The 21,281-nt window shown below is 73.0% G+C and carries 18 protein-coding genes; 10 read left to right on the top strand and 8 right to left on the bottom strand.

The genetic code is table 11. The annotated features are described in order from the left end of the window. Nucleotides 1-82 precede the first annotated feature (82 nt). The 4 genes from ABZ914_RS07405 to ABZ914_RS07390 all read left to right on the top strand — a co-directional run bounded on the left by ABZ914_RS07405 (nt 83) and on the right by ABZ914_RS07390 (nt 4,869). The gene (locus tag ABZ914_RS07405; protein WP_500192224.1) at nt 83-1,531 is read left to right on the top strand and encodes an FAD-linked oxidase C-terminal domain-containing protein; all 1,449 of its coding nucleotides are present in this window, start codon (nt 83-85) and stop codon (nt 1,529-1,531) included. After that, complete coding sequence (locus ABZ914_RS07400; RefSeq protein ID WP_500192223.1) at nt 1,531-2,736, top strand: FAD-binding oxidoreductase; 1,206 nt, start codon at nt 1,531-1,533, stop codon at nt 2,734-2,736. Before ABZ914_RS07405 ends, ABZ914_RS07400 begins: the two co-directional genes overlap by 1 nt. Beyond that, entirely contained in the window at nt 2,737-4,023 is a 1,287-nt protein-coding gene (locus ABZ914_RS07395; RefSeq protein WP_500192222.1) for a (Fe-S)-binding protein, read from the top strand. Nucleotides 4,024-4,164: 141 nt separating this feature from the next. Beyond that, nucleotides 4,165-4,869, top strand: a complete 705-nt coding sequence (locus tag ABZ914_RS07390) for a hypothetical protein (protein ID WP_500192221.1) — start codon at nt 4,165-4,167, stop codon at nt 4,867-4,869. 14 nt (nt 4,870-4,883) lie between these two features. On the opposite strand, the gene ABZ914_RS07385 is transcribed toward ABZ914_RS07390, so the two are convergent. The 4 genes from ABZ914_RS07385 to ABZ914_RS07370 are packed head-to-tail and all read right to left on the bottom strand — an operon-like array spanning nt 4,884 to nt 10,508. Continuing rightward, nucleotides 4,884-6,566: an ABC transporter family substrate-binding protein gene (locus tag ABZ914_RS07385; protein ID WP_500192220.1), complete on the bottom strand. Its 1,683-nt coding sequence runs from the start codon at nt 6,564-6,566 to the stop codon at nt 4,884-4,886. Then, entirely contained in the window at nt 6,563-8,602 is a 2,040-nt protein-coding gene (locus ABZ914_RS07380; protein WP_500192219.1) for a dipeptide ABC transporter ATP-binding protein, read from the bottom strand. Before ABZ914_RS07380 ends, ABZ914_RS07385 begins: the two co-directional genes overlap by 4 nt. Continuing rightward, nucleotides 8,599-9,510, bottom strand: a complete 912-nt coding sequence (locus tag ABZ914_RS07375; protein WP_500192218.1) for an ABC transporter permease — start codon at nt 9,508-9,510, stop codon at nt 8,599-8,601. The genes ABZ914_RS07380 and ABZ914_RS07375 overlap by 4 nt, the downstream gene beginning before the upstream one ends. Continuing rightward, a complete protein-coding gene (locus tag ABZ914_RS07370; RefSeq protein ID WP_500192217.1) occupies nt 9,507-10,508 on the bottom strand; it encodes an ABC transporter permease in 1,002 nt (333 codons plus the stop codon). The genes ABZ914_RS07375 and ABZ914_RS07370 overlap by 4 nt, the downstream gene beginning before the upstream one ends. Nucleotides 10,509-10,834: 326 nt before the next feature. Here ABZ914_RS07370 and ABZ914_RS07365 point away from each other — a divergent pair, with 326 nt between their 5' ends. Then, nucleotides 10,835-12,799, top strand: a complete 1,965-nt coding sequence (locus tag ABZ914_RS07365) for a sensor histidine kinase (RefSeq protein WP_500192215.1) — start codon at nt 10,835-10,837, stop codon at nt 12,797-12,799. A gap of 262 nt (nt 12,800-13,061) precedes the next feature. Here ABZ914_RS07365 and dapF read toward each other — a convergent pair whose 3' ends face one another. Together dapF and miaA are read right to left on the bottom strand one after the other, a co-directional pair. After that, complete coding sequence (gene dapF / locus ABZ914_RS07360; RefSeq protein WP_500192214.1) at nt 13,062-13,895, bottom strand: diaminopimelate epimerase; 834 nt, start codon at nt 13,893-13,895, stop codon at nt 13,062-13,064. Nucleotides 13,896-13,925: 30 nt separating this feature from the next. Beyond that, entirely contained in the window at nt 13,926-14,816 is an 891-nt protein-coding gene (miaA, locus tag ABZ914_RS07355) for a tRNA (adenosine(37)-N6)-dimethylallyltransferase MiaA (RefSeq protein WP_500192238.1), read from the bottom strand. Between the two features lie 126 nt (nt 14,817-14,942). Here miaA and ABZ914_RS07350 point away from each other — a divergent pair, with 126 nt between their 5' ends. Next, nucleotides 14,943-15,164, top strand: coding sequence for an antitoxin (locus ABZ914_RS07350; RefSeq protein ID WP_500192213.1), 222 nt, complete (start codon nt 14,943-14,945; stop codon nt 15,162-15,164). On the opposite strand, the gene ABZ914_RS07345 is transcribed toward ABZ914_RS07350, so the two are convergent. Continuing rightward, nucleotides 15,161-15,934: a class III extradiol ring-cleavage dioxygenase family protein gene (locus ABZ914_RS07345; protein WP_500192212.1), complete on the bottom strand. Its 774-nt coding sequence runs from the start codon at nt 15,932-15,934 to the stop codon at nt 15,161-15,163. The two genes, ABZ914_RS07350 and ABZ914_RS07345, sit on opposite strands and share 4 nt — an antisense overlap. Nucleotides 15,935-15,998: 64 nt before the next feature. Then, nucleotides 15,999-17,528: a tRNA (N6-isopentenyl adenosine(37)-C2)-methylthiotransferase MiaB gene (miaB, locus tag ABZ914_RS07340; RefSeq protein WP_500192211.1), complete on the bottom strand. Its 1,530-nt coding sequence runs from the start codon at nt 17,526-17,528 to the stop codon at nt 15,999-16,001. Between the two features lie 261 nt (nt 17,529-17,789). Between miaB and ABZ914_RS07335 the strand changes: the two genes are divergently transcribed. From ABZ914_RS07335 to ABZ914_RS07320, 4 genes are all read left to right on the top strand, one after another. After that, nucleotides 17,790-18,512, top strand: a complete 723-nt coding sequence (locus ABZ914_RS07335) for an amino acid ABC transporter ATP-binding protein (protein ID WP_307799460.1) — start codon at nt 17,790-17,792, stop codon at nt 18,510-18,512. 40 nt (nt 18,513-18,552) lie between these two features. Continuing rightward, the gene (locus tag ABZ914_RS07330; RefSeq protein WP_500192210.1) at nt 18,553-19,422 is read left to right on the top strand and encodes a glutamate ABC transporter substrate-binding protein; all 870 of its coding nucleotides are present in this window, start codon (nt 18,553-18,555) and stop codon (nt 19,420-19,422) included. Nucleotides 19,423-19,527: 105 nt separating this feature from the next. Then, nucleotides 19,528-20,211, top strand: coding sequence for an amino acid ABC transporter permease (locus ABZ914_RS07325; protein WP_190856223.1), 684 nt, complete (start codon nt 19,528-19,530; stop codon nt 20,209-20,211). Then, entirely contained in the window at nt 20,208-21,212 is a 1,005-nt protein-coding gene (locus ABZ914_RS07320) for an amino acid ABC transporter permease (RefSeq protein ID WP_500192209.1), read from the top strand. The genes ABZ914_RS07325 and ABZ914_RS07320 overlap by 4 nt, the downstream gene beginning before the upstream one ends. Nucleotides 21,213-21,281: the final 69 nt, after the last annotated feature.

Here is a 21,281-nt window from a genome sequence, read left to right as displayed (position 1 = left end):
CCGCGCGGGGCGGCCCGGTCCCGCCGTCGGCGAGGCGGCCCGATCTTGCCGTCCGCACGGGACCCGGAGGATGGTGGAGGGGATGGAACCGGTACTCAAGTCGCTGGCCCTGAAGCTGGACGCGCTGCTCGGACCCGACCGGGTGATCACCGACCCGGTGCGGCTGCGCACGTACGAATGCGACGGCCTCACCAACCACCGTTCGACGCCCGGGATCGTCGTGCTGCCCGACAGCGCCGAGGAGATCACGGCGATCGTGCGCGCGTGCGCGGAGGCGGGCGTCCCCTACGTGGCGCGCGGGTCCGGGACGGGCCTGTCGGGCGGCGCGCTCCCCCGCGCGGACGGGGTGCTGATCGTCACGTCCCGGATGCGGCGGATCCTGGAGATCGACATCCCGGGGCAGCGCGCCGTGGTGGAGCCCGGCGTGATCAACCTGGACGTGACCCGCGCGGTGCGCCCGTACGGGTACTACTTCGCACCCGACCCGTCCAGCCAGCAGATCTGCTCGGTCGGCGGGAACGTGGCGGAGAACTCCGGCGGCGCGCACTGCCTGAAGTACGGCTTCACCGCGCACCACGTGCTCGCGTGCGAGGTCGTGACGCCGGACGGCGAGCTGGTGGAGCTGGCGGCGGACGGCCCCGGCTACGACCTGCTCGGCGTGTTCGTCGGGGCGGAGGGCACGCTCGGCATCACCACCAGGATCACGGTGCGGCTGACCCGGGTGCCGGAGACCGTGCAGACGCTGCTGGCGGCGTTCGACTCCATCGAGGCGGGCGGGACGGCGGTGTCGGCGATCATCGGCGCCGGGATGGTGCCGGCCGCGATCGAGATGATGGACGCGCTGTCCATCGAGGCGGCCGAGGCGGCGGTGCGCTGCGAGTACCCGCCGGGCGCGGGCGCGGTGCTGATCGTGGAGCTGGACGGCCCGGACGCGGAGGTCGCCGCGCAGTTCGCCGAGGTGGAGCGGCTGTGCCGGGACGCGGGCGCGTTCGAGATCCGGATCGCCGCGGACGACGCGGAGCGCGCGCTGATCTGGAAGGGCCGCAAGTCGGCGTTCGCCGCCGTCGGCCGGATCAGCCCCGCCTACCTCGTCCAGGACGGCGTGATCCCGCGCACGGCGCTGCCGCGGGTGCTGGCGCGGATCGACGCGCTGTCGGCCGAGTCGGGCGTGCGGGTGGCGAACGTGTTCCACGCCGGGGACGGCAACCTGCACCCGCTGGTGCTGTTCGACGACGCCGAACCGGGCGCCGCGGAGCGCGCCGAGGAGGTGTCGGGCGCGATCCTCGACCTGTGCATCGAGCACGGCGGGTCCATCACCGGCGAGCACGGCGTCGGCGTCGACAAGTCCCGCTACATGCCGCGGATGTTCACCGACACCGATCTGGACACGATGCAGATGGTCCGCTGCGGGTTCGATCCCGCGGGACTGTGCAACCCGGGGAAGGTGTTCCCCACGCCGCGGCTGTGCGGCGAGGTCCCGGGCGTGCGCAAGGGCCCGCACCCGTACGAGGGAAAGGCGGACATCTTCTGATGCGGCCGTTGGAGGCTCTGGCGAAGGTCTGCGGCGACGTCCGCGCCGGTGAGCCCGAGGAGGGCGTGCTGGGCGTGCAGCCCGCGCTGGTGGCGGCGCCGGCGTCCGCAGCGGAGGCCGCGGAGGTGATGCGCGTCGCCGCCGAGCAGGGCCTGTCCGTGGTCCCGCGCGGCGCCGAGACGCGGCTGGACTGGGGGACTCCCCCGGAGCGCTGCGATCTGCTGGTGGACACGCACCGGCTGAACAGGCTGGTCGAGCACGCCTCGGGCGACCTCGTCGCCACCGCGGAGGCCGGGCTGCCGCTGGAGGCGCTGGCCGAGCGGCTCGCGGAGAAGGGGCAGCGGCTGTCCCTGGACGTCCCGCTGCCCGGCTCCACGGTCGGCGGGACGATCGCCACCGCGGCCGCCGGCCCGCTCCGGACGCTGTTCGGGACGCCGCGCGACCTCGTCATCGGGCTCACGGTCGTCCGGGCGGACGGGAAGATCGCGCGTTCCGGCGGGAAGGTCGTCAAGAACGTCGCGGGATACGACCTGGGGCGGCTGTTCTCCGGCTCGTACGGCACCCTCGGGCTCATCGTGGAGGCGACGTTCCGCCTGCATCCGGTACCGGCCGGCACGGCGTGGGTCACGCGCCGGGTCGGCGGCCCGGACGAGGCGCACGAGGCCGTACAGACCGTCCTGCACTCCCCCACGGCTCCGAGCGCCCTCGAATTCATCGGTCCCGGGACGGTCGCGGCGCTACTGGAAGGCGTCCCGGACGGTGTCGCCGCGCGCGCTGGGCAGCTCGTGAAGCTCCTCGGCGGCGACGCCCAGATCACCGATGAGGCACCGGACGGCTGGGGCCTGTACCCGGACGGCACCACCCTCATTGACGTCACCGCACCACCGCCGTCCCTCCGCGAACTCGTCGGCCTCGTCGACGGCCTACGGCCCGGCGTGGCGATGACATGGAGCGGCAGCGGACACGGGCAGATCGGCCTCCCTTCCGGCACCACATCCGAGGAGGTGGGCGCGGCACTCGGCGCGCTGCGCGACGTCCTGGGCCGGTACAGGGGCACCGCCGTCGTCCGCTATGCGCCGCAGGAAGTGCGCGGTGAGATCGACCTGTGGGGGCCCGTGCCGGCCCTCTCCCTTATGCGCCGGGTGAAGGACCAGTTCGATCCGGATCACCGGCTGTCCCCCGGCCGCTTCGTGGGAGGAATCTAGATGAGCGCCCAGGACGACCTCCCGAAGCTTCTCGGCGACTGCGTGCACTGCGGTTTCTGCCTGCCGACGTGCCCCACCTATGTGCTGTGGGGTGAGGAGATGGACTCCCCGCGCGGCCGCATTCACCTCATGCAGCAGCACGTCGAGGGCGCGCCCCTCAACGCGCCGATGGTGCAGCACTTCGACCAGTGCCTCGGATGCATGGCGTGTGTGACGGCATGCCCGTCGGGCGTGCAGTACGACCGGCTCATCGAGACCACCCGGGCGGAGGTGGAACGCGAGCATCCCCGTTCGCTGAAGGAGCGGGCCATACGCGAGGCCATCTTCCGCCTGTTCCCGTACAAGCGTCGGCTCCGCGCGCTGCGCGGCCCGCTGCGCGCCTACCAGAAGTCGGGTCTGGACCGCCTGGTGCGGCGCAGCGGCGTGCTGGAACGCATCTCGCCGTCCATCGCGGCCATGGAGCGCCTCGCACCGCCCCTGGGCAAGGCGCCGCGCCTTCCCGAGTTCGTCGCCGCGCGCGGGAAGCGCCGCGCGACGGTCGGGATGCTGACGGGCTGCGTCCAGGGCGAGTTCTTCCCCGGCGTCAACGCGGCCACCGCGCGCGTCCTGGCGCTGGAGGGCTGCGACGTGGCCATCCCCGCGAACCAGGGCTGCTGCGGGGCGCTGTCGCTGCACTCCGGCCGCGAAGACGAGGCCCGCGCCTTCGCCCGCCGGACCGTCGAGACCTTCGAGTCCGCCGACGTCATCGTGGTGAACTCGGCGGGCTGCGGCTCGGCGATGAAGGAGTACCGGACGCTGCTCGCCGGCGACCCGGCCTGGGCCGCGCGCGCCGAGGCGCTGTCGGCGAAGACCAGGGACCTCGCCGAGTTCCTCGTGGAACTCGGGCCCCGCGCGGAACGTCGGCCACTTCCGGTCACCGTCGCCTACCACGACGCGTGCCACCTGTCCCACGCGCAGGGCGTCCGCGCCCAGCCACGGGCCCTGCTGGCCGGGATCCCGGAGCTGACCGTCGCGGAGATAGCCGAGCCCGACCTCTGCTGCGGGTCCGCCGGCACCTACAATCTCCTCCAGCCGGAGGCCGCCTCCGCACTGGGCGACCGCAAGGCGGTGAACGTGGACGCCACCGGAGCCGAACTACTCGTCGCCGCCAACCCCGGCTGCTCCATGCAGATCGCCACCGCGCTGCAACGCCGCGGCGCCCCCATCGCGGTCGCGCACACCGCGCAGGTGCTGGACGCCTCGCTGCGCGGGCTCGGCCGCGACGCCCTTGTCGGACGCACTTCGTAAGGCCCTGACCAGGTGGTTCCGCCGCTTCCCCGGTGAGGGAGGCCCGGCCGCCGTCGTTCCGGCCGTCCTGTATCGTGTCTGGCCCCTGCAGGCAGGACCCGCTTACTGGGCACGAAACGGGCCCGAGGGAGCACGAGAAACGTGTCGAACAGCTACCACTCACACCGCCGAAGAAGGAAGAGCGGCGCGGGCCGGCTCGGCCTCGCCGGCGCCCTCACGGGCATCGTCGGCATCGCCGCCGTCGCCGCCGGGATCGTCTACTTCCGCCCGGACGGCACCGCGGGCGGCGGCGGCCGGCCGTCGCTCGCCAGCCAGGGCGAGACCGGGGCGCAGAGCACCGCGCCGCCGCCGAAGACCGGGCCGCCCGTCAACTTCACCACCCCCGAGGGCTACGGCTACAGCCTCGCCGCGGTGAAGGCCGGGACGGACCGGCAGCCGCTGGGCGCGACCGAGGCGCCGCCGTCCGGCACGACGTACGCCTACGCCGACTACGTCCTCACCAACAGCCAGCGCAGGCCCGTCCTGCTGGACTTCCCCGCGGACCTGTTCATGCCGAAGTCGCAGGTCCCCTCCGACGCGCAGGACCGCTGCATGCCGCAGCCCGGCATCCCCGACGACCTGTGCACCCTCCCCAACCACAGCGAGATCACCGCCCGGCTCGGCGGGTCGAAGGCGCCGGTCGAGGACAACGGCGACCAGATGATGCCCGCGGGCGCGACGTACCTGGTGCGGATCGCGACCGATCTGCCGGTGAAGGACGGCCTGTCCGCCGGCGACCTGAAGATGTACGTGTGGAACGCCCGCTACACCAGCGACCGCAAGGGCGTCGAGATCGCCTTCCCGTAGCCGGGCGCCCAGGGTCAGCCCGGGCTCGTGAAGCCGATGTCCTGGTAGCCCGGCTCGTAGAAGCCGCGGGCGCCGATGTTGGCCAGGTCGGCGCGGACCGCGACGAGCTGGGGGCGCTGGTAGAGGGGCAGGACGACGGCCTGCTGCCAGACGAGCCGGTCCGCCTCGTTCACAAGGACGTGAATCCTCGCGGGATCGACCTCCGCGATCGCGCGGTCCATGGCCGCGTCGATGGCGGCCGTTCCCGTGCGCGAATAGTTCTGCTGGATGCGGTCCCCGCGTGGCCGCGCGAACACCGCCTTCATGGGCGACACCGGGAACGAGGTGCCCAGCCAGGAGAACGGGACGATGTCGAAGTTCCCGGGGGTGACGTAGTGGTCGAACACGTCGTCGGCGGGGACGGCGTCGATGTCGACCCGGACGCCGATGCGCCGCAGTAGCGCGCGCGTGAGCTCCCCCTCCTGCTCGCTGATCGGAACCCCGGACGGGATGACGAACCGCAGCGCGAGCGTCCGGCCGTCCTTCTTCCGGTACCGGCCGTGGGGGGTCCAGCCCGCCTGGTCCAGGATGCGCCGCGCGGCCACCGGGTCGTAGCCGCCCAGTTCCGCGGAGTCGTCCTGGTAGCCGTCCTGCGTGTTGACGTAGAAGTGGTTGCCGAGCGTCTGGATCGGCACGCCCAGCCCGGACAGGTCGGAGCGGGCGATGGCGCGGCGGTCGATGCCGAGCATGACGGCGCGCCGCACCCGCAGGTCGGACAGGATCGGCCCGGCCGCGTTGAACGTGAAGTGCCGCCAGTCGGGGCCGCCCGCCCTCCGCACGGCGGCCCCCGGGACGGCCTCGGCGCGGTGCAGGGCGCCCGCGTCCAGGCCGACGTCCATCAGGTCGATCTCGTTGGCGGCGAACGCGCCCGGCATCGCGCTGGTGTCCATCGCCCGGTAGACGATCCGGTCGAGCTTGGCGGGCGGGCCCCACCAGCCGGGGTCGCGCACCATCGTGACCGTCTTGGCCGTCTGGTCGATCCTCCCGAGCTTGAACGGGCCCGCCGTGACCGGCATGCGGTCCATCCAGCCCGTGTTGAACGCGGCGGGCGTCGAGTAGGCCACCGCCGGATAGAGGGGGCTGAAGAGGCTGCGCCAGTCCGCGTACGTCCCCGCGAAGGTCACCTCGACGGTGTGAGGGTCCGCGCCTTGCTCGACGCGCTCGATCTGCTTGTAGCCGGTGACGGTGGAGACCTCGTAGCGCGGGTCGCGGCCCGACAGCGCGCGCGCCTGCGCCTCGAAGTCGCGATAACCGAGAGGCCGGCCGTCGGACCAGCGCGCGTCGGGGTTGAGCCGGTAGGTGACGACCTGCCCGCGTCCGCTGCGCCGCAGCTCGGCCGAGCGGAGGTACTCGGGCACCGGATGCGGGACGGCCTTCTCGTCGGCGCGCATGAGGTGCGGCAGCGCGCCCTGGATCACCTGCTCGACCGATCCCTTCGTCCCGTTGACATCGTTGAAGTTCCACTGCGAGGGGAACTCGGGGAGCGGCCAGCGGAGCGTGCCGCCGTTGCGGACGTGGTCGCGCGGGGTCGGGTTGACGTCCGACGCGGGCAGCCGCCCGGCCGCGCGGGTCGTCGCCTCCCCCGGCCCCGGGCCGCCGCAGCCGCCTGCGGCCGTGGTCGCGGCGAGGAGGAGCAGGGCGCACAGCAGGCGCCTCACAGGCCGGCTCCGGCCTCGACGAGGGGATGATGGCAGGCGGCCCATTGGTCGCTCTCTCGGTCGGTGCTCATGGGACGGGGCAGGGGGTCGTGCTCTTCGCATCGGCGGGCGTCCGCCTCGCCCAGCGCCGTGTACCGGGGGCAGCGCGAGCGGAAGCGGCATCCCGTCGGCGGGGCCGTGGGGTCGGGCAGGTCCCCGCGCAGGGGGACGCGCCGTCGGCGGCGTTCCAGGCGCGGATCGGGCAGCGGCACCGCGTCCAGCAGCGCGCGCGTGTACGGGTGGGCGGGCCTTCCGTACACCTCGTCCACGGAGCCGATCTCCACGATGCGCCCCATGTACATGACGGCGACGCGGTCGGCGATGCGGTGCACGACCGCCAGATCGTGCGCCACGAACAGGTACGCGATGCCGAGCCGGGCGCGCAGCCCTTCGAGCAGGTCCATGACGCCCGCCTGGACCGACACGTCCAGCGCCGCCACGGGCTCGTCCAGCAGCAGGAGCCGCGGCTCCAGTGCGAGCGCCCGCGCGATGCCGACGCGCTGCCGCTGCCCGCCCGACAGCCCGTGCGGGTACCGCCCGGCGTGGACCGGCTCCAGCCCCACCAGTTCGAGCAGCTCCCGGACGCGCCCGTCCGGCGCGCGCTCGCCGTGCACGGCGAGCGGCTCCGCGATGATGTCGGCGACGCGCATCCGGGGATCGAGGGACGTGAACGGGTCCTGGAAGACGACCTGGACGTCGCGCCGCAGCGCCTTGCGGCGGGACGGGCGCAGCGCGGCGGTGTCCTGGCCGAGCACGGCGACGCGCCCGCCCTGCGGGCGCGCCAGCCGCAGGATCTCCATCAGCGCCGTCGTCTTCCCGCAGCCCGACTCCCCCACGAGCGCGAGCGTCTCGGCCTCCCGGACGTCGAACCCGATGCCGTCCACCGCGTGCACGGTGCCCGCGCGCCGCCTGAACAGCGTCCCCCGGTACAGCGGGTGGTGGCGGACCAGGCCGTCCACCTCCAGGACGACGGGACGCTCGCGCCGGGGCGGACGGGCGGGCCGCAGCACCGCGTCGGGCAGCGGGAACACCGCGTCGGGGTCGGCGGTCGCCTCGGTGTTGACGCACGCGGCCGTGTGCCCCGACGGCCCGACCAGGACCGGCTCCGGATCGCGGTCGCCGCACGCGTCCACCGCGACGGGGCACCGCGGAAGGAACGCGCACGCGCCGCCCGCCGCCGCCGGGGCCGGCGCCCCGTCGATCGCCGCGGCACGGGCGCCGCCGGTCCCCATGCGCGGCAGCGACTGCAGCAGCCCGATCGTGTACGGCATCCGCGGGCGCCGGTAGACCTCCTCCACCGGCCCCGACTCCACCGCCCGGCCCGCGTACATGACCATGATCCGGTCGGCGAACCCGGCGACGACCCCGAGATCGTGGGTGATCAGCACGATCGCGGCGCCGGTGGCCTCCTTCGCCGCCTTCAGCACGTCCAGGACCTGCGCCTGCACGGTCACGTCCAGCGCCGTCGTCGGCTCGTCCGCGACGATCGCGACCGGGTCGTTGGCGATCGCCATCGCGATCATCACGCGCTGCCGCATGCCGCCGGAGAACTCGTGCGGATGGGCGCGCGCCCGCCGCGCCGCCCCGGGGATGCCGACGAGGTCGAGCAACTCGACGGCCCGCGCGCGCGCCGCCGCGCGTGTGGCGCCCGAGTGGACGCGCACGGCCTCGGCGATCTGGTCGCCGACCGGGTGGACGGGCGTCAGCGCCGACAGCGGATCCTGGAACACCATCGCGAGGTCCTTGCCGCGGACCCGGGACAGCTCGGCGTCGGACCGTCCGACCAGCTCCTCGCCGCGCAGCCGGACCGAGCCCGTCACGCGCGCGTCCGGCGGCAGCAGCCCCACCATCGCCAGCGCCAGCGCGGTCTTGCCCGACCCGGACTCGCCGACGACGCCGAGGACCTCGCCCGCGCCGACGTCGAAGCCCACACCGCGGACCGCGTGCACGCCCGAGGCGTACCGGACCGTCAGGTCCCGCACCGCGAGGACCGTCATCGGCCACCCCGCCGCGGCCCGGCCTCCGGGTCCAGGACGTCGCGCAGCCCGTCCCCGAGCAGGTTCACCGCGAGGACGATCAGCACGAGCATCGCCGCGGCCGCCGCGAACGGCCACGGGTAGGCGGTCGCGGCGCCCTGCCCCTCGGCGACCAGCGTGCCCAGCGAGACGTCCGGCGGGCGCACGCCGAGCCCGAGGCAGGACAGCCCGCTCTCGGCGATGACCGCGACGCTGACGTTCACGCTCGCGTCCACGACCAGCAGCGACGCCAGGTGCGGCAGCACGTGCCGGACGACCACCCGCACCGGGCCCGCGCCGAGGAACCGGGCGGCGAGCACGTACTCGCGCTCGCGCAGCGAGGCCGTCATGCCCCGCACGGCCCGCGCGGTGACCATCCACAGGACCGCCGCGAGCAGCGGCACCAGCGCGCCGCCGCCGAGCGCCGGCGCCAGCACGGCGACGAGCAGGAACGACGGCAGGACCAGCAGCAGGTCGGTGCCCCACATCAGGATCCGGTCGAGCCGCCCGCCGGCGAACCCGGCGACGGCGCCGACCAGCCCCGCCAGCCCGGTCGACAGCACGGCCGCGGACAGGCCGATGACCAGCGAGCGCCGGGTCCCGCGCAGGGTGAGGGCGAGGACGTCCCGGCCGCTCTGCGTGGTGCCGAGCCAGTGCCGTGCGGACGGCCCCTGCCGGAACGCGGTGAAGTCGGTGTCGTCCCAGCCCCAGCGGGACAGCAGCGGCGCGCCGAACGCGACCGCGAACAGGGCCGCGAGCAGGACCAGCCCCGCGACGGCCCGCCTGCTGCGGGCGAGCCGGCGCGGCAGCGAGGGCGGGCCGGCGGGAGGCGGCGGCGCGGCGGCACCCGGCCGCTCGGGCGCGGTGCGGGCGGCGAGTCCGGTGGTCATGCGGCGGCCCCGGTCCGGACGCGGGGGTCGAGAGCCCCGTGCAGGACGTCCGACGCCAGCCCGGCGGACAGGACGCCGCACGCCGCGAGGCAGCTGATCGCCGCGACCACGTTGACGTCGCCCCGCGAGATCGCCTCGACCAGCCATTCGCCCATGCCGTGCCAGCCGAACGCCTGCTCGCAGAACATGCCGCCCAGCACGAGGAACCCGAACGAGTAGGCGAAGTAGGTGGTCATCGGTATCAGCGCGGTCCGCAGGCCGTGCCTCAGCAGGGCCGTGCGGCGGCGCAGCCCCTTCGCCCGGGCCGTGCGCACGAAGTCGGCGTGCAGGACGTCCAGCATCAGGCCGCGCTGGTAGCGGCTATAGAACGCGACCTGCGTGGTGGCGATGGTGATGGTGGGAAGGAGCAGGTGCCGTACATGGTCCGCCAAGCCGCCGAGCGCACCGAACGTCCCGTAGGCCGCTCCCGGGGTGGTCTCCCCCACCCAGGCGAACAGGTGCATCCCCAGCGCGTCGTTGGCCTCGGCCGCGACGATCTGCAGCAGCACCGCCAGCACGAACACCGGCACGGCCAGCAGCAGGTACGAGCCGAACGTGATGAAGCGGTCCGCCGCGCGTCCCTGCCGTATCGCCGCGTAGGCGCCCAGCAGGATGCCCAGGGCCGACCCCAGGAACGCGCCCGGGGACAGCAGGCGCAGGCTCACTCCGAGCCGCCGCCACAGTTCGGCGTTCACGGGCTGCCCCTCCCACGTGCGCCCGAAGTCGCCGTGCAGGACGCCCGCGGCCCAGGTGCCGTACCGCACGGCCAGGGACGTGCGGTCGTTCAGGTTGAGGCGGGTGAGCCGCGCGTCCACGACCGACTCCGGCGGGCGGGGCGCGCGGTCGTCGAAGTTGGACCGGGGGTCGAGCGCGGCGGCGGCGAGCAGGTAGGCAAGGCTCGTGGCCGCCACGACCAGCACCGCGTAGTTCGCGAGCCGCCGCAGCAGGAACGCCGCCATGTCCCTCCTCCCGCCGCATGCGCCGATCACAGAATGTCATGGATCGATCACGCGATGCGCGGGGGAAACGCCGACGGTTCCCGTTTCCGTTGCCCGCCGGCCGCGGCGTTCCCGGCGGCACCCCCTCGTTCCCGCCCGCCTTCACCCAGAGTGCCCTGAGCTGGGACATCTGTTCCGTGTGCCGGGTTCCGCGGCTACCATCACGGCACGCGCGGCGCCGCCGGCCGCCCGCGCGGACCCTCTGTCCTGAGGCGGACGCCGCCGGTAGTGCAGCAGGACGGGCCGGACGTTTTAACATTCCATTACTTTTGATTCGGGGGGCATCCATGGAGACCGCCGAGCACGGCCGCGGGCTCGCGGCACGCGCGGCGGTCCCGCTCGCCCTGGCGGCGGTCCTGGCCGTCACCGCGTCGCTCCTGCTCGGCGCCTTCCTGCCCGCCGGCGAGCGGCTCGTCTGGTGGCATCCGGAGATCGTCATCGCGATCTTCTGGACGCCGGTGGCCGCCGCGCTGCTGCGCAAGCGGTCCGGGCTCCGGGTCGGCTGGCTGATGCTCGGGGCCGGGTTCAGCGCGGCGGTGTACGTCCTGGTCCTCAACCTCGCGCCGTGGTTCACGCTGCACGGCTGGGCCGGGGCCGCGTTCCTCCGCTGGCTCGCCACGTGGCTGTGGGCCGTCGACACCTACGCGCTCACCCTGGTCCTGCCGCTGATCTTCCCGGACGGCCGGGTGGTGACGCGCTGGTTCCGGCCCGTGCTGTGGCTGGCCTGGCTGGTCCCGGTGGTCGTGTGCGCGCACCTGACGCTCGACCCGGGCGCCCGGCGGTTCCACAACGGCGTGTCCGTCTACCCGTTCGAGAAGATCCCGGTCCCGATCAGCGCCCTGATCCTCGGCACGCTCGCCGGGGGCCTGCTGTCGCTGGTGGTCCGGTTCGCGCGGTCGTCGCCGGACGTGCGGCGGCAGATCGCGTGGGTCGTCTACCCCGGCGTGATCGCGCAGGCCGTCATCTTCGTCGGGGAGAACAGCCGGATCGGCGACCCCCTGCGCGATCTCAGCATCGCGGCCGTGCCGATCTGCATCGGGATCGCGATCCGCCGCTACCGGCTGTACGACATCGACCTGGTGGTCAGCCGGACGCTGGTGTACGCCGGGCTGGTCGTGGTGATCACCGGCGTGTACTTCGCGCTGGTCGGCGCGGCGGGCCTGCTCGCGCACGGCTACGGGACGCTGGCCGGCCTCGCCGGCGCGATCGTGGCCGGCGCGGTGTTCGAGCCGGTCCGGCGGCGGCTCCAGCGCGCCGTGGACGGGCTGATCCACGGCGAGCGCGACCCGTACCGGATCGCGGACCGGCTGAACCGGCGGCTGCAGACGGCCGTCGACCCCGCCGCGGCGCTCGCCGTCGCCGCGGAGGTCGCCCGCTCGGCGCTGCACGCCACCGGCGTCGTGATCGAGGTGCTGGACCGCGACGGCCGGACGGTCTCGGCGGAGGACGGCGTGCTCGGCGACCGCCCGCAGCTGATCCCGCTGGTCTGGCACGGCGAGCCGGTGGGCCGGCTGCTGTTCGGCGTCTCCCGGCCGCCGGACGCCCGGATGTCGGGCATCCTCGCCCGCAACCTCGCCGAGCTGGCGAACGCCGCCCGGCTCACGGCGGACGTGGCGCGCTCCCGCGAGCGCATCCTGCGCACCCGGGAGGAGGAGCGCCGCCGCCTGCGCCGCGACCTGCACGACGGGCTCGGCCCGACGCTCGCCAGCCTCGCCATGACGGTGGACGCGGCGCGCATCACCCTGAAGACCGACCCCGAGGCCGCCGACGCGCTGCTGGAGAACCTGCGGACGATGATGGGCCGCACCATCGGCGACATCCGCGAGCTGGTCTACGGGCTGCGCCCGCCCGCGCTGGACGACCTCGGGCTCGCGGGCGCGATCCAGGCGCTCGGCGGCGTCGTCGCGACGGGCGACGGCCCGCGGGTGGACGTCCACGTCGAGGGCGACCTGGAGCGGCTCCCCGCCGCCGCCGAGGTCGCCGCGTACCGGATCGTCCAGGAGGCGCTGACGAACGTGCACCGGCACGCCAGGGCGGACTCGGCGGTGGTGCGGCTGTACCTGAACGGCGATCTGCACGTGACCGTCGGCGACGACGGCGTGGGTCTGCCCGCGCAGATGCGCTCGGGGATCGGGATGTCGTCCATGCGCGAGCGCGCGGCCGAACTCGGCGGTTCCTGCACGGTGGGGCCGGGGCCCAAGGGCGGGACGCTGGTCCGCGCCCGGCTGCCCGTCAACGGCGCCCGATCCTGAGTCCTCGCACCGGAGTCCGCGGTTCCCCGCCGGACCTCTCCTGGTGGGAGGGCCGGTGACCGCCCCCCGCCAAGAAGGTCGCCACCGGCCCTCGGGCTCCGTACGGCGCCGGGGCTCCCATCCCGGTCCATACGGGCCATTCACCAGAGGGTGTGCAAGAAAGAAATTACGCGGTGCACGGTCCCGTTGCGGAGGGACACTTGTCCCGATCGATCCGGGACCGCGCCGGAAATACCGTCTGCCCTGGTCAGACCTGACTTCGTCAGATCCAGCCCGGCCGGGTCTCCCCCTCGGCGACCAGGACGGCCGGGCCGCGCAGATGGCTGGTCGCGCCGTCGAGGACGACGGTCAGCCGCCCGCCGAGCACGTCCACGGTCCACTCGCTGGGCCCGTCCGTGCCGGCCGCGGCCGCCGCGGCCACCGCCACGGTCCCGGTGCCGCAGGAGCGGGTCTCGCCCGAGCCGCGCTCGTACACCCGCATCTCCAGGTGCCGGTCCCCGACGGGACGGTAGAACTCGACGTTCACGCCCTCCGGGAAGACCTCGGGATCGAAGTCCGGGGCGCGCGTCAGGTCCAGCGCGGCCACGGGCCGGTCGACGCGGCACGCGAGGTGCGGGTTGCCCATGGACACGCGTTCACCGCGGAACACGGCGCCCGCGAGGGACGCCTCCCCGGAGCCGAGCGCGACGGGGGCGCCCATGTCGACGCTGACGTCCCCGGACGCCCCAAGCGTCACCCGCTTGAGCCCGGCCCGCGTGGCGATGTCCCACTCGCCCGGGGCGGCCAGGCCGGCGTCGACGAGGTAGCGGGCGAACACGCGGGTGCCGTTGCCGCACATCTCGGCGACGCTGCCGTCGGCGTTGCGGTAGTCCATGAACCACTCCGCGCCGTCGAGCCCCTGCGCGCCGCCGAGGCCCCCGGCGCCGCCGAGGTCCATCGCCTTCGTCCGGACGACCCGCAGCACGCCGTCCGCCCCGATGCCGGCGCGCCGGTCGCACAGCCGCGCCACCGCCTCCGGCGTGAGATCCAGCGCGCCGTCCGGGTCGGGCAGGATCACGAAGTCGTTCTCGGTGCCGTGCCCCTTAACAAACCGCATCCCTCGATCGTACGGCCCCGCCCGGACCGCTCATCCGACCAGGCCGAGGGCCCGCTCGACCAGGTCCGGGGCGTCGTGGGGAAGCCAGTGGACGCGGGGGTCGCGGCGGAACCACGACTCCTGGCGGCGGGCGAAGCGCCGCGTCGTCCGGACGGTCTCCTCCATCGCCCGCTCCTCCGTCCACTCCCCGGCGAGGAACCGCAGGACCTGCGCGTAGCCGAGGGCGCGGCCGGCGGTCAGGCCGTCGCGCAGCCCCCGCTTCTCCAGGGCCCGGACCTCGTCCACCAGCCCCGCGTCCCACATCCGCCGCACGCGCAGCGCGATCCGCTCGTCCAGCGTCTCGCGGGGGACGCCCAGCCCGATCTGGACGACGGAGCCGTAGCGGTAGACGTGCTCGGGCAGGGTGGCGGTGAACGGGCGGCCGGAGATCTCGATGACCTCCAGGGCGCGGACGATCCGGCGGCCGTTGCTCGGCAGGATCGCCTCCGCCGCCGCGGGATCCCGTTCGCGGAGGCGGGCGTGCAGCGCGGCGCTCCCCTCGCGTTCCAGCTCCCCTTCGAGGCGCGCCCTGACGGCCGGGTCGGTCCCGGGGAACTCCAGGCGGTCCAGCGCGGCCCGCACGTAGAGGCCGGATCCGCCGACCAGGACGGGAAGGCGCCCGCGCGCGCGGATCTCCGCGATGGCGTCGGCGCTGAGCCGCTGGTACTCGGCGACGCTCGCCGTCTCCGTGACGTCCCAGACGTCCAGCAGGTGGTGCGGGACCCCGCGCATCTCGGCCGGCGTCAGCTTCGCCGTGCCGATGTCCATGCCGCGGTAGAGCTGCATCGAGTCGGCGTTGACGGCCTCCCCGCCGAGGCGGAGCGCCAGTTCCACGGCGAGATCGGACTTTCCCGCGGCCGTCGCCCCCACGACCGCGATCACATCTGGAGAGGTCACGCCTGCAATTGTGGCAACAGATTGGGTATGGCCCTGCTTGTACGGGCTCCGCGCGAGGCCGCTGCCAGGCCTCCGGGGGCCGCCGAGCCGAGGGATCCGGGGGGAATCGCGATGTCCTTCGTCGACAAGGTCAAGGAAATGCTGGGCCAGCACTCCGACCAGGCCAAGAAGGGCGTGGACAAGGGCGGCGACATGTTCGACCAGAAGACCGGCGGCAAGTACGCCGACAAGGTCGACAAGGTCCAGGACAAGGCGGACGACTACATCGACCGCGGCGACCGCGGCGACGAGGGCGGCACCGGCGGCCAGCAGGGCCCGAACGAGCCCCGCTAGCGCGTCCTACCGCTCTCGAAGGACCAGCTCGCCACGAAGTAGCCGACTCCGTAGGGCGCCTCATCCGCCAGCAGAGCCGCCGCCGACGCGGCCCCGGCGGACGGGGCGCTCGCCGGGCCGGCGGCCGTGCTGGTGGAGGTGCTGGGCGTGGCGGCGCCCGCGAGCACCTGCCATGCCGCGCGCCCGGCCACCTGGAGTTCGCCGGAGACGACGGGATCCAGGGCGGCGAGGGCGGCGGCGTCAGCCTTGCCGAGGGCATGCGCGACGCCCTCGTCATAGCCCTGAGCGCGCTCGTCGAGGTATCCGGGCGCCTTCTCGGTCCTGCACGCGGACCCGTCGCCCATCACCAGGAGCGCGACGCGTTCCGCCGAACCGGCGAGTTCGGCGCCCAGGCGCAGGCAGGCGTCCGGATCGGCGTCGAACGCGACCGACTCGTAGCGCGCGTCCGCCGCGAGGCCGTGCCGTTGGAGCAGCCAGCACCCGATGGTGAGGGACAGCGGCAGCGCCTCACCGCCGTACCCGCCCGCCGGATCGACCGGGCTCGTCCACTCCAGCCCGTACGGGCGGAGCGTGGCGTAGGCACCGGCGCCGTAGGCCCGCGTGGCCTGAGCCCCGCCCACGACGATCAGCGCGTCCGCGTCCTGCGCCCCGAGCCGGGTGACGGCCTCGTCACAGGCCGCGCGCACATCGTCCAGTTCCGGCGCGGCCCCCGCCGCCAGGTCGGGCACCAGGATGGGCGGGTGCGGGCACACCGCCGCCGAGATCAGCACCGCGTTCCCGCGCCCTCGGCCCGGCGGCCTCGCCCGGCGGCTCGGCGCTCCGGGTCCCGAGCGGTCATGCGGGCGTCGGGGCGGCGCAGCCGGGTGCGGCGGCCTGGCTCTGCGCCGGACGGCCGATCGTCGGCATGCCCAGCGAGACGCCCTTCGTGCCCTCGCCCTGGCGCGCCTCCCACGCGTCGCCCGCCCGCGTACGCCGGACGCCCTGGACCGGCTTGTCGGCCACCAGATGGTGGGGCGCCGCGTAGGTCACCTCCACGGTGACCATGTCGCCGGGACGGACGGGCTCGTCCGGCGCCCGGAAATGGACCAGGCGGTTGTCGGGCGCGCGGCCCGACAGGCGGCGGGTCTCCTCGTCCTTGCGGCCCTCCCCCTCGGCCACGAGGACCTCGAGAGTGCGGCCGAGCTGCTTCTTGTTCTCCGCCCAGGAGATCTCCTCCTGGAGGGCGACCAGCCGCTCGTACCGCTCCTGGACGACCTCCTTGGGCAGCTGCCCGTCCATGGTGGCCGCCGGCGTCCCCGGCCGCTTGGAGTACTGGAACGTGAACGCCGAGGAGAACCGCGCCTCGCGCACCACGTGCAGGGTCTGCTCGAAGTCCGCCTCGGTCTCGCCCGGGAAGCCCACGATGATGTCCGTCGTGATCGCGGCGTCCGGGATGGCTGCGCGCACCTTCTCGATGATGCCGAGGTAGCGCTCCTGCCGGTAGGACCGGCGCATCGCCCGCAGCACCGCGTCCGATCCGGACTGCAGCGGCATGTGCAGCGACGGCATGACGTTGGGGGTCTCGGCCATCGCCGCGATCACGTCGTCGGTGAAGTCCTTGGGGTGCGGCGAGGTGAACCGGACCCGCTCCAGGCCATCCACGTTCCCGCACGCGCGCAGCAGGCCCGCGAAGGCGGACTGGCCGCCCTCCGTCATGGCGCGCACCTCGTCCGGCGCCGCCGCCAGGGCCCCGAAGCCCGAGCCGTAGGCGTTGACGTTCTGCCCCAGCAGCGTGATCTCCAGGACGCCCTCGCCCACCAGCGCCTCGACCTCGGCGAGGATCTCGCCGGGCCGGCGGTCCCTCTCCTTGCCGCGCAGCGACGGGACGATGCAGAACGTGCAGGTGTTGTTGCAGCCGACCGAGATCGACACCCACGCGGCGTAGGGGGACTCGCGGCGCGTCGGCAGCGTCGACGGGAAGGTCACCAGCGACTCTTCGATCTCGACCTGCGCCTCGCTCTGCACGCGCGACCGCTCCAGCAGCGCGGGCAGCGACCCGATGTTGTGGGTCCCGAACACCACGTCCACCCAGGGGGCGCGCTTGACGATCGTGTCGCGGTCCTTCTGCGCCAGGCAGCCGCCCACGGCGATCTGCATGCCCGGGTGACCGTCCTTGACGGGCCGGAGATGGCCCAGGTTCCCGTAGAGCCGGTTGTCGGCGTTCTCCCGCACCGCGCAGGTGTTGAACACCACCACGTCGGGCTCCGCCTCGCCCGCGCGCACGTAGCCGGCCGCCTCCAGCAGCCCGGACAGCCGCTCGGAGTCGTGGACGTTCATCTGGCACCCGTAGGTACGGATCTCGTACGTGCGGGGGCTCGTCTCCATAGGCGCACTCATGACAGTCCCCAAGCGTACGCGCCGGAGGGTGCGCGCCGGGCACGGATGATCACTCTGCGACGCGTCATCTACCCGCCGAACTGCGCAGTCGTGATCGGATCGGTACCGCTACGGAACCAACGCACGCAATGGGATGACGTAGAGTCCGACCGCATGACGGACAGCGAAGGCGGGCCCGACCTGACCAAGGGGCAAGGGCCGGAGGACGCCATCACGCAGGCCGCCGCAACCGGCACGGGACCGCTCGTCGTGGTCGAGCACGTCCACAAGCACTTCGGCGAGCTGCACGTGCTCAAGGACATCAACCTCACCGTGGACCGCGGCGAGGTCGTCGTCGTCATCGGCCCCTCGGGCGGCGGCAAGTCGACCCTCTGCCGGTCGATCAACCGGCTGGAGCCCATCGACGGCGGCCGGATCCTCGTCGACGGCAAGGAGCTGCCCAAGGAGGGCAAGGAGCTGGCGCGGCTCCGCGCCGACGTGGGCATGGTGTTCCAGTCGTTCAACCTGTTCGCCCACAAGACGATCCTCGAGAACGTCACGCTCGGCCCGGTGAAGGTCCGCAAGCAGGGCAAGCAGGAGTCCGAGAAGCACGCGATGGAACTCCTGGAGCGCGTCGGCATCGCGAACCAGGCGGCCAAGTACCCCGCCCAGCTCTCGGGCGGGCAGCAGCAGCGCGCCGCGATCGCCCGCTCCCTCGCGATGCGGCCCAAGGTGATGCTCTTCGACGAGCCGACCTCGGCGCTCGACCCCGAGATGGTCAACGAGGTGCTCGACGTCATGACCGGCCTGGCCCGGGAGGGCATGACGATGATCGTGGTGACCCACGAGATGGGCTTCGCCCGCCGGGCCGCGCAGAAGGTCGTGTTCATGGCGGACGGGCAGATCGTGGAGGAGAACACCCCCGACGAGTTCTTCACCAACGCGCGCACCGACCGCGCGAAGGACTTCCTTTCCAAGATCCTCACGCACTGAGCCGCGGGGCTCCGGCAGAGAAGCAGAGGTGTGACGAGCAATGCGATTCAAGCGTTTCGGCGCTCTGATCGGCGCGGGCCTTGCCCTGTCGCTGGCCGTGTCGGCCTGCGGCAGTGACAAGGAGAAGACCGAGGCCAAGACGGTCGTCCAGAAGGCCAAAGAGGACAAGAAGCTGACGATCGGCATCAAGTTCGACCAGCCCTCGCTCGGGCTGAAGAAGCCGGACGGCACGTTCGCCGGCTTCGACGTCGACGTCGCCCGGTACATCGCCAAGCAGCTCGGCGTCCCCGAGAGCGGCATCACCTTCAAGGAGACGACCTCCGCGAACCGCGAGTCGTTCCTCGGCGGCGGCCAGGTCGACCTGGTGGTGGCGACCTACTCCATCACCGACGCGCGCAAGCAGCAGATCACCTTCGGCGGTCCGTACTACGTCGCGCACCAGGACACGATGGTCAAGGCGAGCAACACCAGCATCAAGAAGGCCCAGGACCTCAAGGGCAAGAAGCTGTGCCGCGCCGCCGGGTCGAACTCGTTCCGCCGCGTCACCGAGCCGCCGCCGGACGGCAAGCTCAACATCAAGGGCGTCACGCTGGTCGACGCCAACAGCTACTCCGACTGCGTGAGCAAGCTGAAGGCCGGCGCCCTGGACGCGGTCAGCACCGACGACCTGATCCTCGCCGGCTTCGCCGCGCAGCAGCCCGGCCAGTTCAAGGTCATCAACGACCCCTTCACCGACGAGAAGTACGGCGTCGGCATCAAGAAGGGCGACAAGGAGACCTGCGAGGCCGTCAACGCCGCCATCCAGAAGATGTACACCGACGGCAGCGCGAAGACGTACCTGGAGAAGAACTTCACGGGCACGGGCCTGAAGCTCAACACGACCGTCCCGCAGATGGAAGGCTGCGCCTGATCCCAGGCTGAGGCTCCCCCTCGGCCGGTGCCTCCCCGGAGACGCGCTCCCGGGGAGGCACCGGCGTGGACTCGACCGGCTGGAACGCTATGGAACAGCTAAGCAATGTTTGACTTCAGCGCCTTCTTCGACCACTTCGACGAGATCCTCCAGGGGTTCTGGGCGACGATCCGCCTGGCCGCGGCGTCGGCGGTCCTGTCCCTCATCATCGGCACGCTCCTCGCGAGCTTCCGGGTCTCCCCGGTGCCGGTGCTGCGGTCCTTCGGCGCGGGCTACGTCAACATCGTCCGCAACACCCCCCTGACCCTGGTGCTGCTGCTGTGCGCCCAGGGGCTCAACGACACGCTGCACCTGACGTTCTCGTCGAACTCCTCGACGACGTACTACTGGTGGGCGGTCCTGGGCCTGTCGGGCTACACCGGCGCGTTCGTCTGCGAGACGCTGCGCTCGGGCATCAACACGGTGCCGCTCGGCCAGGCCGAGGCGGCGCGGTCGATCGGGCTGACCTTCACCCAGTCGCTGCGGATGATCATCCTCCCGCAGGCGTTCCGCTCGGTGATCGCGCCGATGGGCAGCATCCTCATCGCGATGATCAAGAACACGACGGTGGCGGCCGCGGCCAGCTACGCCGAGGCGGCGCTGGTCAGCAAGACGCTGCTGGACGCGCCGACCTTCACCGGCGGCGCGATCCCGCTGTTCATCGGGGTGGCCGTCGGCTTCATGATCCTTATCCTGCCGACCGGGTTCTTCTTCGGCTGGCTGGCCAAGCGGATGGCGGTGGCGCGATGAGCAAGGAAGCGACGGTCCTCTTCGACGCCCCCGGCCCGCGGGCGCAGGCGCGCAACCGGGTGATGACCGTCGTCTCGGCGGTCGTCCTGCTGGCGATCTTCGCCGCCCTCATCTGGCGCTTCAAGGAGAAGGGCCAGTTCGCGGGCGAGCTGTGGAGCCCGTTCCTGAAGTGGACGGTGTGGAAAGAGCTGATCCTGCCGGGCCTCGGCAACACGCTGAAGGCCGCCGCGGTCGCCGCCGTGCTGGCGATGCTGTTCGGGATCGTGTTCGGCCTCGGCCGGCTGTCGGACCACTGGTGGATCCGGATCCCGGCGGGCGCGGTGGTCGAGTTCTTCCGCGCGATCCCGCTGCTGATCCTGATCTTCCTGGCGTTCTTCGTGCCGAACAAGATCAGCCCGTCGATCGCCGACTCGCAGTTCGGCACGCTCCAGCGGCTCCTGGTGGACGACTTCTTCTCGCTCTTCGGCGTGAAGATCAACGCCGGTGTCATCGTCGTGCCGGCCTTCGCCGCGGTCGTGTTCGGCCTCGTGCTGTACAACGGCTCGGTGCTCGCGGAGGTCGTGCGGGCGGGCGTGCTGTCCATCCCGAAGGGGCAGGCGGAGGCCGCCTACTCCATCGGCCTGCGCAAGAACGGCGTCATGCGGCTGGTGCTGCTGCCGCAGGCCATCCGGGTGATGATGCCGGCGATCGTGAGCCAGATCGTCGTCCTGCTCAAGGACACCGCGCTCGGGTTCATCATCGCCTACAGCGAGCTGCTCAACGCGGGCTTCAACCTGATCCCGGCGAACTACCACAACAACAAGATCCAGGCCGGGATCGTCATCGCGGTCGTCTACATCGCGATCAACATGGCGGTGAGCCGGTTCGCGACGTGGCTGGAGGGCCGCGGCCGCCGCGACCGCAAGACCGGCGGGAGGACGCTCGGCGCCGGGACCTCGGCGGCGGGCGAGCTGTCGGTCAAGAACGTGACCGCGGGCGAGATGGGGTCCGCGGCGATCTGACCTGCGCCGGGAGCGGGCCCGACCGCTCCCGGCCGCCTCGCGGGGCGCCACCGGTCTGCGGTGGCGCCC

Source organism: Spirillospora sp. NPDC046719 (assembly GCF_040645715.1).
Taxonomy (GTDB): domain Bacteria; phylum Actinomycetota; class Actinomycetes; order Streptosporangiales; family Streptosporangiaceae; genus Spirillospora.
This window is presented reverse-complemented; position numbering and strand designations above follow the sequence as displayed.